This is a genomic window from aff. Roholtiella sp. LEGE 12411, assembly GCF_015206995.1.
In the GTDB taxonomy this organism is placed as follows: domain Bacteria; phylum Cyanobacteriota; class Cyanobacteriia; order Cyanobacteriales; family Nostocaceae; genus Komarekiella.
Genome location: NZ_JADEXR010000173.1, coordinates 1 through 12247, shown reverse-complemented (window position 1 = coordinate 12247; position 12247 = coordinate 1). Strand labels below are relative to the sequence as shown.

The following is a 12247-nucleotide window of genomic DNA, read 5'->3' as shown; positions in this document are numbered from 1 at the left end:
TTAGTGTAGAAGTTTTCATGCTTACTTATTAGAAGGGGGGTGGAAGCCCTTCCACCCCCTCTGTATGAGAATAATAATAATTCTCATACGGAGTCTTTTCTATATTTTATTTTCTGGAAGTCCCTAAGACTGAAATATTAACAGCAGTGTCTTCATCGGTGGTAGCTGTGTCATTAACTGCAACAGGGGGTTTATTGGTAGGCGTGGGAGCTGCAAAGCCAAACACCACGTAGCTTGACCCTGACTTGATAGTTACAATCGGAAAAATCTTGTTACCGTCTCGGTCGAAGTCAAGTTGGGGGAAGGAGTTCGTATAATTTGCCCCAATAATCAGGTCATCGAAGCCGTCGCCATTGATGTCTCCAGCACTGCTGACGGAGATGCTTGAGTTGTAATTTTTATTAATGGCGTTAATCACGAAGCCCTGGCTGCCATCCAGAGAGGAGAGGTCGAGGCTGTCACCAAAGCCACTATTAGTGCCAAATACTACGTAGCTCGACTTGGTGGAATTTGTCCCGATAATTAGGTCATCGAAGCCGTCGCCGTTGATATCCCCCGCACTGCTGACGGAGGTGCTACCAATGCCGTTAATCACAAAGCCGTTGCTGCCATTCAGGGATGAGAGGTCGAGGCTGGCACTAAAGCCACTATTAGTGCCAAACACCACGTAGCTTGACCTGGCACCACTTACCCCAATAATCAGGTCATCGAAGCCATCGCCGTTGATATCCCCCGCACTGCTGACGGAGTTACCTAAGTTGTCATTTGCATTAATGCCGTTAATCACAAAGCCGTTGCTGCCATTCAGGGATGAGACGTCGAGGCTGGCACTAAAGCCACTATTAGTGCCAAACACCACGTAGCTTGATCCGGCACTCTGCTGTCCGTTGGGGGAGGCAAAGGATGCCCCGATAATCAGGTCATCGATGCCGTCGCCGTTGATATCCCCGGCGCCGCTGACCGAACCGCCTGATAAATCACCACCATTAATGCCGTTAATCACAAAGCCGTTGCTGCCATTCAGGGATGAGAGGTTGAGGCTGGCATTCAAGCCACTATTAGTGCCAAACACCACGTAGCTTGACCCGGCACTATACTGACCGTTGGGGTCGGCATATCTTGCCCCGATAATCAGGTCATCGAAGCCGTCGCCGTTGATATCCCCGGCATTGCTGACGGAGGTGCCTGAGCGGTCACGCTCATTAATGCCGTTAATCACGAAGCCGTTGCTGCCATTCAGGGATGAGACGTCGAGGCTGGCATTAAAGCCACTATTAGTGCCAAACACCACGTAGCTTGACCCGGCATCAACCTGACCGTTGGGGTCGGCATATCTTGCCCCGATAATCAGGTCGTCGAAGCCATCGCCGTTGATATCCCCGGCATTGCTGACGGATTCGCCTGATTCGTCATACCTATTAATGTTAATGCCATTAATCACGAAGCCGTTGCTGCCATTCAGAGAAGAGAGGTCGAGGCTGGCACCAAAGCCACTGCTGCGGCCAAACACCACGTAGCTCTCTTTGACAACTCTCTTACCGCTGTATTTGTCATCATTTGACCTGACAATCCCGATAATCAGGTCATCGAAGCCGTCGCCGTTGATATCCCCCGCACTGCTGACACTGCTGACGGAGCTATCTGAATAGCCACCATTAATGCCGTTAATCACGAAGCCGTTGCTACCGTTGAGGTCGGAGAGGTTTAAAACGGAATTTGCCATTGTTGTTGATTCTTCTTATTGTTTTTGCTTGTGTTGTTTGTTGGGTCAAAAGATGTAAAACTTTACGTCTCTCATCCCACCGTCACCATGCGGCGAATTTGGTCGCTCTTGAAACCGATCGCCATTGGACGACGCACCCCAGGCAGTGCCACGACGTCGTATAATTCCATTACCATCCCTTCCATTCGCAGGGAATGCACTATATCCCCACTCCTCAAATCAATTACCAGCAACCCACAGCGAGGTTCAGCGTTTTTCTGCTGCAATTTCTCGTCTAGGGGTAAACCACTAAAAGTCTTGTTGTGCCTGGGCTGAGAAATCCCCACTACAGCAAAGTCGCCATGAAACGCGCAACCACGCATGTATCCTGGACAAAAAGCCACCGCTTCAAACCGACCTCGTTCTAAATCTACGTAGCCAAAATCTCCTGTACCAGAGTTGAGTAACCACAGCTTGTCCCTATACCAGCGAGGGGAGTGAGGCATAGAAAGTCCACTCAGTACGATCTCGTTACTCTCCACATCAATGACGCAACCCCCATCTGTGCGATGATCTCGCCATCCTTCTGCAATATCTGACTGACTGACGGCAGTGACGTACCTGGGTTGACCATCTCGCATTGCCAACCCATTGATATGACACCTGTCTTCTGCTGCCAGTTTACTAATAAATGGCGGTTGCCACAGGGGAATGAAACTGTGGGTTGGACTCACACTGGCTAGACAGCTAAATAGGGTATTGACAAATACCGGACTGAGTGCATCTTGAGGGGCTGGAGAATTGGCAGATAAGCCATTGCTCGCAATTTCCCTGAGTTGGGATTGTTTAGTACTTAAAGCCACATCGTGAATGTCTAAGTCTCCTGTGACATAACTCACTTGAGGCAAATAAACGGCATCGTAGTTGTCGTGGATTTGTCCTGGTTGTAGGATGTTCTCAAAGCGCCACAATTGATAAAGCGAACTCATATACAAGCTGCTGCCATGAGCATACAAACCCATGCAACGTTCAAAGGTGCGCTCGAATATAGATAGTTTGCCGCTGGATTGTAAGCCAATTAAGAACAGTTTACCTGCTTGATAGGTAGTAAATCCGAGGCTTAGATTCTGCTCGAATAGCCAGGGGGTGAACTGGCGTGAAGCATTCATCTCCAGTTCCTTGGAAGCTGTTGTTGGGATTTGATTCATTTTCGGATGTTCAAAGAAAAAAAGTTATATTATACCGATTTTTTCACAAGGTTATTGCTGATTAATTCAGCTTGGAGAGCCTCTATTAATAGATAGTCCCAGGGAATATTTTGCCGACGAGAGAAAAATAGGGCACAGCTAAATTGAGGAAATTACTTAATATTTAAGCATGTTTTCATGGAACTTTTCACTCTCCCCTTGTTTCATGGTCTTAAGAAACAGCAGGAATTGGGTGGGGTAAGATTCCCTTGGGAGCCAAATCTAACTGAGCATGGTCAACTTTTGATGTGAGACTTTTCTCAGACGATGTTTGAACGTATCGTGGCAGTCCCTAATCCTCAGCGAAGCAGGTTTGGGATTAGAGCGGTTGATGTTCGCGGAGCGTCACGAAGTGAGGATTGCATCTAGTATTGAATTTTTGCACAGCAAAAACAGATGCTGGATGCATGACGAATCAACAATTATTCTGTTGGCACTTCTTGAGACTTGATGTACTGTTTTATTTTTTCTATTGGCGCTCCTCCCGTTGATGCTACATAGTAAGAACTAGACCACAAAACAGGTTTACTATAAAAATTTATCAAATAGACTCGTCCGAAAATTTGCAACACGCTCTGAGTCTGGTTTTGTCCAGTGTTAAGTATTAACCAAAACCAACGTAATAATCAGGGTTAGAGATAGTTACTGATAGCAACTATCTGTAAATATGCTGGAAACTAATTCATGGCAGATTTCATGTTTACAACACGTATTAAAATGGTAAAATTAATGCACCAATTCTTAGTCTCACCAATCCACAAATAGTAAGAATCACCTGATCATAAGTCCGAGAATTAAGTGGAAATCTTTGTCGGGCAATTGGGAAGATTTTGACAAGTCTAATTACGTGTTCAACAAAGATGCGTTTACTAGAAAACTCTTTATTTTCTGCTTTTTGCTTTGCAGTTAATTCTCTGTTACGTGGCTTCTTGTAAGGAGTCTTTATATTCTCTCCTCCTTGATACGCTTTATCTCCTTCAAACATTTGTAAGGATTCAAACTTTTCTTGTTGCTCTCGAAACAAGCTAATATCACTGGTTGGTCCTTTTTCTCCCACCTCTACATCTACAATATCTTTTCCTTCTGGTAAGGTAATAAATTGGTTTTTAAATGTGTGCTGTTTGTTCTTACCGGAAAAATACTCTTTCTGTTCTTGATTGTCGCAAGGGCGTTCCCGTGGCTGTTCCATACTGTCCACGATTAATTTAAATTCCTTCAATAGTTCTATTGCGATCGCATAATCACTATCATTTTTTTCAACTTGTTCGAGCAGACTGGCTGGTAATATTTTTCGCCGGATTCCAAGCCAGTAATGAAATGTATCGTTAGCCTCAGTTTTGGAAATTCCAAATTGTAACCCTAAAACCTCGAATGTTGGCATTTGTCTTAAATAAAATAGACATAAACAGACTTCTTCGGAAATCTCCAATTTCGGCTTCCGGCCTCCTCCTTTCTCATTTAGCATACTGCCAAGAAATAAATGCCCAGCCGTCAAACAAGCGATCCTTAACACCCACGAATAATTTCAACACACGGCTGGGCATTTATTTTTATGGATCACTCTTATACGTACCTTCTGACGTTCTATCTCTGATTGAAGTAAGTTATGATGCATTTCGGCAATGTTCAACAAATTATGAAACTGGTCATTGGTTATTCCCAAAATTTGTTTTGTTCGCTGCGGATATTCTTGAATATAATGAAGTGGATTTTTCATTTTGGGAGACGGTCAAAAACCCGTTCTACCATTTTTTTGACCCCTAGTTAATATTCCGGACGTGTCTAGTCCTGAGTCCCCAGCCACTTTTACAAGTAGATATTTTTGTTATTTGCATTACAAAACAAAATTTTATCAATGTGAAATACTTTACATAAAACTAAATTATCTACCTTTAATAATATTTTAAGCAATGCAAGAACTGATACATTATAAAACCTAGCTTTTGCTAAATAAATAACTTTTAATTTTTAATTTTTAATTTTTTGACAATTCATAAAAATTTACCTAAGCTAAAAGATAGGTTAAGCAAATCAAATCAGTGACAGCGATTTAGTTTAGCTACATCAATAATTGCTGTTGCAGAGTTTCGACACGAGGAAATGAATCGCAACCACAATCATTTACTTTAAAAGCAAATTCAGCAGATTGCACCGCGTAGATATTGAACAAATTCTGATCATCTAGAAATAGATACTTGTGGTGATGTTAGCAAGTATCCATAAATCATGAAAGTTTGACTTAGGTGCAGTAGATATGTCCAGGAGAATACCATGTTTGAGTATCTTACGTCTTTGAACGACCATAATTTACCCTACCCAGATACGATTCATCCCATCGTTGTCCACTTCGTAATTGCGATGGTATTGTTTTCCTTCTTGTGCGATGTAATTGGTTATTTTACTGGTAAAAACCATCTTTTTGAGGTGAGTTGGTGGAATATGTTTGTCGCCACGATCGCCATCTTCGTCGCCGTCATTTTTGGTCAGTTTGAAGCTGGTTTAGCCCAGCCTTACAACCTAGCTAAATCAGTGCTAAATATGCACACATTAATTGGTTGGTCGCTTTCTGGAATCATCGCGGCAATTACAGCTTGGCGTTATGTAATTCGTGCTCGCAATCCGCAAAAATTACCAATTTATTATCTAGGAGCAGGGCTACTTTTGACCTTGATAGTTGGCTTCCAGGTATATCTTGGTGATGAACTCGTTTGGGTATATGGACTGCACACAGTTCCAGTTGTGGAAGCAGTAAAGGATAGTATTTTGCCATGAACTCGGAATTAATTAATCAATTGAGCGGACAGCTGGGTGCAAATGGACTGCCTTACGCCATTCCCATTCATCCCAACCTAGTCCATCTCACCCTAGGTCTGTTCATTATTGGAATGACCTTTGATATTGTCGGCGTTCTGTTCCCCTTCCAAAAATGGGTCTTCAAATTTTTGGCAATTACCGTTGAACGTAACAACTTCTTTAATGTTGGCTGGTACAACATGTTAGCTTCCAGCATCATTACATTTTTCACAGTAGCGGCAGGCTTCTACGAAATGATGTTGGCAGCACCACCAGCTGATGTCAAGAGTGCCTGGGGATTGCAGGCAATGGAAACCATGCTTTGGCACGGTATCGGTGGTGTGTTCTTATTAGCCCTGATTGTTGGCATGACCGTCTGGAGAGGATGGCAGCGCTTCGTTTGGGGCAAAAACGCAGATAGACAAGTGCAGTGGAGTTATTTGCTCACAGGGATCACAGTCATGTTGATCATGTACGTCCACGGCACACTAGGGGCACAAATGGCTGCCGAGTTTGGCGTACACAACACCGCAGATAATTTGCTGCGATTAGGCCAAGAACTCAACACAACACTCAAGTAAACAATGCTTTGCATAGTCCAGAGTCAAAAGTCAAAAGTCAAAAGTAATTAATTTTAACCCTTGACCCTTGACCCTTGACCCTTGACCCTTGACCCTTGACCCTTGACCCTTGACCCTTGACTCTTGACCCTTGACCCTTAACCATGAAAATCCAGAAGATTTTAAATATTTTGACATTAATTACGGGTGCGATCGCAGTGACTGCTACCAGTCTCTGGATTGGAAAACAGGCTTATTCCTGGCTTCCGCCACAAGCAGCAGCCGAATCTCAACTAATTGATGATTTGATTAGTTTTTTGGTAACGCTGGGTGCATTCATCTTCTTAGGAGTGACTAGCACTCTAATGTATTCCGTGATCTTCCATCGGGCAGTCAAGGATGATTATACTGATGGCCCCCCAATTGAAGGTAACGTCACACTGGAAGTTGTCTGGACAGCCATCCCAATTTTGCTAGTGTTTTGGATTGCGGGCTACAGCTACCAAGTGTATGAGCAAATGGGAATTCAAGGCCCGATGGAGCATGTACATTTCCATCTGCCGATGGCCATGCAATCTGCATCTGCGGCATCAAAAGACTCAGCAGCCGATGCTTTAACTGAACCAGTAGAAAAAATCGATGTACTGGCCAAGCAGTGGGCTTGGGTCTTTCATTATCCCCAAAAAGATATTACCAGTACCGAATTGCATTTACCTCGCGATCGCCGGGTGCGTTTAGCGTTGCAATCAGCAGACGTTCTGCACGGTTTCTACATTCCAGCCTTCCGCCTCAAACAGGACGTGATTCCCAATCACACTATCGACTTTGAGTTTACTCCCACCCGCACAGGCGAATATCGACTGACCGATTCCCAATATAGCGGCACATACTTTGCGACTATGCAAGCCAATGTAGTCGTCGAATCTTCAGAAGATTATCACCAGTGGCTAGCCCAAGCTGCAACCCAAAAGCCATCAGCGGCAAATAATCAAGCAGCTTCCGAATATGCTCAAGCATCCAATCAGTCAGTCAAAACTGGTTGGGCTACTGTTGCACCTGCGGTAGCTCCTTTAGTCAATGCCCCTTAAGGGAGTCAACAGTTCAAAGTAAATCATTTGTTGCCCCTTTAAAAAGTTAAGAGTCCTCCAGTCCAAATTTTGACCCTTGACTGTTGACGCTGGACTCTTTGAGTAGCACCCGGTTAAAAGGAAAATAATCAATGACTAATATTCCTATTGACAGCATCAGTATTGCCAGTAAGCAGCCCAACCACGAATCTCCGGGTAACTGGAAAGAATACTTCAGCTTTAGTACAGACCATAAAGTAATTGGTATTCAGTACCTCGTTACTTCTTTCTTCTTCTTTCTCGTCGGCGGTATCTTTGCAATGGTGATTCGGGGAGAACTGATTACACCCGAATCAGATTTAGTTGACCGCACCGTCTACAACGGTATGTTCACCATGCACGGCACAGTGATGCTGTTTTTGTGGACATTTCCCTCGCTAGTTGGTTTTGCCAACTATCTAGTGCCCCTAATGATTGGGGCACGAGACATGGCATTTCCCCGCCTCAACGCTGTCGCCTTCTGGATGGTTCCAGTAGTCGGAATTCTGCTGATGGGCAGCTTTTTTATCCCTGGTGGCCCAGCCCAAGCAGGCTGGTGGTCTTACCCACCAGTTAGTCTACAAAACCCCACAGGTAACTTAATTAATGGTCAAGTTCTCTGGCTGCTAGCGGTGGCAATATCAGGCGTCTCCTCAATTATGGGAGCAGTCAACTTTGTCACCACCATCGTCAAAATGCGAGCACCAGGTATGGGCTTCTTCCGAATGCCTCTATTTGTTTGGGCAGTATTTAGCGCCCAGATTATCCAACTATTTGGACTACCTGCACTAACAGCAGGTGCGGTGATGCTGCTACTAGATCTCACAGTTGGTACCGCCTTTTTTGACCCAGCCAAGGGCGGGAACCCAGTAATGTTCCAGCACTACTTCTGGTTCTACTCCCACCCCGCCGTTTATGTGATCATTCTGCCTGTATTTGGGATTTTCTCAGAAATCTTCCCAGTTTATTCACGTAAACCCCTGTTTGGCTATAAAGTAGTCGCCGTTTCATCCATCTTGATTGCCGTAGTCAGCGGTATTGTTTGGGTACATCACATGTACGTCAGCGGTACACCTGGCTGGATGCGGTTGATTTTCATGCTGACGACAATGTGTGTATCTGTACCCACTGGTATTAAAGTATTTGCTTGGGTGGCGACCATCTGGGGCGGTAAACTACGGCTGAATACACCAATGCTATTTGCCCTAGGCGCATTGGTCATGTTTGTCTTCGCCGGAATCACAGGCATTATGCTTTCCTCTGTGCCGGTTGATGTACACGTTAACAACACTTATTTTGTAGTAGGTCACTTCCACTACGTCCTCTACGGCACAGTAACGATGGGCTTATATGCTGCCATCTACCACTGGTTTCCCAAAATGACCGGGCGGATGTACTCCGAAGGCTGGGGTAAATTGCACTTTTGGTTAGCATTCATTGGCACTAACCTCAACTTTTTACCCATGCACCCCCTGGGATTACAAGGCATGTTACGTCGAGTCTCTTCCTACGCCCCAGAGTATGCATTCTGGAATATCATCGCTAGTCTGGGCGGATTCCTGTTGGGAATGTCTACCTTGCCCTTCATATTCAATATGGTGATTTCTTGGATGCAAGGTGAGAAAGCACCTGATAACCCTTGGCGAGCAATTGGACTAGAGTGGTTAGTTTCTTCACCACCCCCAGTCGAGAACTTTGAAGAAATTCCCATTGTTATTTCTGAACCTTACGGTTACGGCAAGTCAGAACCATTGACAGCTAACTTACAAAGCCATAACTCTTTGTCTACCAACGCAACATTAACAGACATAAAGTAACGCACACAGAGGTACGCAGAAACCCTTTGCGTAACTCTGTGCTTCCCTGCGCGTTTCAAATTTAACCCTCAAGGTAAAAGAGAATTCCCCCAATGGACAGTTATATCATCTCCGATGAATTGCACCAAACAGCAGAACATAGCCACGATGAAGAAGGCAACAAAATGTTTGGCTTCATTGTGTTTCTACTATCTGAAAGCGTCATTTTCCTGAGTTTTTTCGTAGGATATATTGTCTACAAAACAACTACTCCTAACTGGCTACCAGCTGGTGTTTCTGGACTAGAAATTAAAGAACCATCAATCAACACAGTAATTCTTGTCGCTAGTAGCTTTGTGATTTACTTAGCAGAACGCGCCCTTCAACGCCATGACTTAGTGAAATTTCGCTTGTTCCTCTTAGCCACAATGGCCATGGGAACTTACTTTCTAGTAGGACAAGTGATTGAATGGAACAGCCTCGCTTTCGGCTTCACTTCAGGGGTATTTGGTGGGACGTTCTACCTACTAACTGGCTTCCACGGGTTACATGTTTTTACAGGTATTCTGTTGCAGTTAATTATTTTTGTCCGCTCCTTCATTCCCGGAAACTACGACTCAGGTCACTTCGGCGTCAATGCAACCTCGTTGTTTTGGCACTTTGTTGATGTTATCTGGATTATTTTGTTTGTCCTCATTTATATTTGGCAGTAAACATTAAATCTGCTTGCAGTGGGGTGTAGCCTATTGAGTTTATGGGTATCTCTTGCAAAAATCAATTTTATGGAAATCAAACCACTAAGGTCTAAACCTAGTGGTTTTCACGCGCCCGCAATTTTCTTGTACAGCTTCTCGCCTTTAGCTATCTCTTCATAATGCCGTTCATAAGGAGTGAATCTAATCGATTCTTGTTTTCCTAAACCTAAAAGACCAAAGTTACAGAGACTATTATAAAAAAGCTCATGTACCCGCTTTTGCAGTACTTGATTGAAATATATTAAAACGTTACGACAAATGATAATATTAAATTCATTAAAAGAACTATCAGTTGCTAAATTATGCTGAGCAAAAACAACGTTTTCTCTCAAAGATGTCCGAAAAATCGCATTGTCATAAGCCGCTGTATAGTATTCTGAAAAAGACCGCTTACCGCCTGCTTTTAGGTAAAGCTGAGTATATTCCTGCATCAGTTTTAGGGAAAAAATACCGCTCTTGGCAGTTTGTAGTACCTTTTCGTTAGTATCAGTAGCATATATCCGGCAACGATGGTAAAGTCCTTCTTCTTGCAGTAGAATTGCCATTGAGTAAACTTCTTCCCCAGTAGAGCATCCAGCGTGCCAAATCCGAATAAACGGATACGTTTGCAAGAACGGGATAACTTGATTTCTTAAGGCATTATAAAAGCTGGGGTCACGAAACATTGATGTTACATTCACCGTCAAACCTAGCAAAAATCGTTCCAGATAGGCGCGATTGTGAAGTAATTGCTCTTGTAATGCAGAAATATTGGCTAACCCCTCTAGCTGTATAAAGCTCTGAATGCGGCGTTTGAGTGACGAGAGAGCATAATTACGGAAGTCATAACCATAATATTGGTACACTCCTTCTAGAAGCAACTGGATTTCGATATCCTCCAAGGTAGGTTTGGGCAGAGTCATAGTCGGAATTAGCATATTTATCTGCTGAGCCAATTACTGAAATGCACTAGCTATTCAATAAATTAAACTGCTTGCGGCTAGTAAAGCAACTACAGTGGTTTGCACTGTAAAAGAGACTGGGGAAGGTGGGGCCTCCTCTGGGGATAAGGGATTGGGGACTGGGTGTAAAATCGAAAAATCATGGTGAGGGCTTTTACCCACCGTTTAACCAAATAAATATTACACCTAGAGAGGCGATCGCTACTATTGAAATTCCAGCTAGCCATCTAACTTGGTAGCGCAGATACTTAATTTCTAGGCTAAGACTTTCTGCCTGTGATCCTGAATATGGCTGAAGTTGTTCAACTTCGATAGCTATTTCTGGAGATATATTTTTTAATCCTTCAAAACTTACTTGTAACTGTAGCCAATCAGTAATCAATTGGGGACAATTCTTCTTTAACCAATTGAAGGCTAGGACTCTAAAAACTGGTCTAGACATTCGAGCAATTAATTTCATTACCCTATTTAAGAGTCGTAAGGGAATCTTTCGGTTGATCAGGTTAACTGAGCCAACATCATAAAGACAATCTATAATTAGTTTCACAGTGGCTTCTTCACTGTTAATCAAATTTTGTAGTAAAAGCAGAACATCACGCATACGCTCTGCTTCGGTATATTTCTCTGCTAATGTTTCTGGAAGCTGTACGGAAGCATTTAAAGGTTTTTGTCTAGCTATAGTCATCTTTGTAACATAACAGTCCAGTTATTTTAAGTACACCTATCTATTGAAATAAATATCTTTTATCTAGAGGGAGAACATAAAAATTGAATTATACCCAGCCAAAAGATATTTATAATTTAACTCCATAGCGGAATTTCATTCTCACATCATTACCAGAAAATTGCCGCCTTTACTACACCTGTATAACTTAATTTTTTGTGGATTCTGAATATGCAAGTATGTTGATATGGGCTATCTAATTTTATTAGTAGTCCTAAATTATTATGCTTGTTTTTTACTTATTTTCCAATCTATATAAGCTCGTATTAATAACTAGATAAAAACTCTAGTATTTTCTTATTAACTCACTCTCAAATTACTTTATTTTTTTATTGCTTCTTATTGAGAATAGATTCAATGCTACTTTTATTAGTTAATATATCTTTTTTGCTCATTTAATGTGTTATTTAATTCTCTATTGATGAATCAAGCTCAGTAATAACCCATTGTGACAGTACTGGGTGCGGAAGGTGGGTTAAAAGCGACGGGAAACTCCATCCCCAGGTGTCTGTAGAGGGATAGTCGCTCCGCCGCTTTGGGCATAGGGCACTTGTACTGAGCGATTCGTGCCGAGCATAGTCGAGGTAAGCCTTGGCGCAGCCTCTCGTAGAGAAGTATCTGTC

General features: G+C 43.1%; 10 protein-coding genes and 2 pseudogenes. 5 read left to right on the top strand and 7 right to left on the bottom strand.

All coding sequences use genetic code 11. The features are described from left to right. Window positions 1-106: 106 nt before the first annotated feature. The 5 genes and pseudogenes from IQ246_RS25365 to IQ246_RS25350 form a co-directional block, all read right to left on the bottom strand. Window positions 107-1513 (bottom strand): hypothetical protein, encoded by a 1407-nt coding sequence (locus IQ246_RS25365; RefSeq protein ID WP_339379206.1) that lies wholly within the window; start codon window positions 1511-1513, stop codon window positions 107-109. Window positions 1514-1570: 57 nt separating this feature from the next. After that, window positions 1571-1723, bottom strand: a pseudogene (locus IQ246_RS31380) (hypothetical protein); the annotation flags it as partial. A gap of 71 nt (window positions 1724-1794) precedes the next feature. Further along, on the bottom strand, window positions 1795-2910 hold the full coding sequence (locus IQ246_RS25360; RefSeq protein ID WP_194006089.1) for a TIGR03032 family protein: 1116 nt from the start codon (window positions 2908-2910) through the stop codon (window positions 1795-1797). A 461-nt stretch (window positions 2911-3371) separates the two neighbouring features. After that, window positions 3372-3482 (bottom strand): annotated as a pseudogene (locus IQ246_RS25355) (transposase); the annotation flags it as partial. A gap of 179 nt (window positions 3483-3661) precedes the next feature. Beyond that, on the bottom strand, window positions 3662-4378 hold the full coding sequence (locus tag IQ246_RS25350) for a transposase (RefSeq protein ID WP_244142159.1): 717 nt from the start codon (window positions 4376-4378) through the stop codon (window positions 3662-3664). 842 nt (window positions 4379-5220) lie between these two features. Here IQ246_RS25350 and IQ246_RS25345 point away from each other — a divergent pair. The 5 genes from IQ246_RS25345 to IQ246_RS25325 all read left to right on the top strand — a co-directional run bounded on the left by IQ246_RS25345 (window position 5221) and on the right by IQ246_RS25325 (window position 9917). After that, window positions 5221-5721 carry a DUF2231 domain-containing protein gene (locus tag IQ246_RS25345; protein ID WP_194006087.1) on the top strand — a complete coding sequence of 167 codons (501 nt, stop codon included), beginning with the start codon at window positions 5221-5223 and terminating at the stop codon, window positions 5719-5721. After that, complete coding sequence (locus tag IQ246_RS25340) at window positions 5718-6323, top strand: DUF2231 domain-containing protein (protein WP_194006086.1); 606 nt, start codon at window positions 5718-5720, stop codon at window positions 6321-6323. The genes IQ246_RS25345 and IQ246_RS25340 overlap by 4 nt, the downstream gene beginning before the upstream one ends. Window positions 6324-6466: 143 nt before the next feature. After that, window positions 6467-7390, top strand: a complete 924-nt coding sequence (locus tag IQ246_RS25335; protein WP_194006085.1) for a cytochrome c oxidase subunit II — start codon at window positions 6467-6469, stop codon at window positions 7388-7390. Between the two features lie 131 nt (window positions 7391-7521). Then, entirely contained in the window at window positions 7522-9225 is a 1704-nt protein-coding gene (gene ctaD / locus IQ246_RS25330; RefSeq protein ID WP_194006084.1) for a cytochrome c oxidase subunit I, read from the top strand. A gap of 92 nt (window positions 9226-9317) precedes the next feature. Then, window positions 9318-9917, top strand: a complete 600-nt coding sequence (locus IQ246_RS25325) for a heme-copper oxidase subunit III (RefSeq protein WP_194006083.1) — start codon at window positions 9318-9320, stop codon at window positions 9915-9917. A 107-nt stretch (window positions 9918-10024) separates the two neighbouring features. Here IQ246_RS25325 and IQ246_RS25320 read toward each other — a convergent pair whose 3' ends face one another. Further along, entirely contained in the window at window positions 10025-10861 is an 837-nt protein-coding gene (locus tag IQ246_RS25320) for a protein-glutamate O-methyltransferase CheR (RefSeq protein ID WP_194006082.1), read from the bottom strand. 193 nt (window positions 10862-11054) lie between these two features. Further along, complete coding sequence (locus IQ246_RS25315; protein WP_194006081.1) at window positions 11055-11585, bottom strand: hypothetical protein; 531 nt, start codon at window positions 11583-11585, stop codon at window positions 11055-11057. Between the last annotated feature and the right edge of the window lie 662 nt (window positions 11586-12247).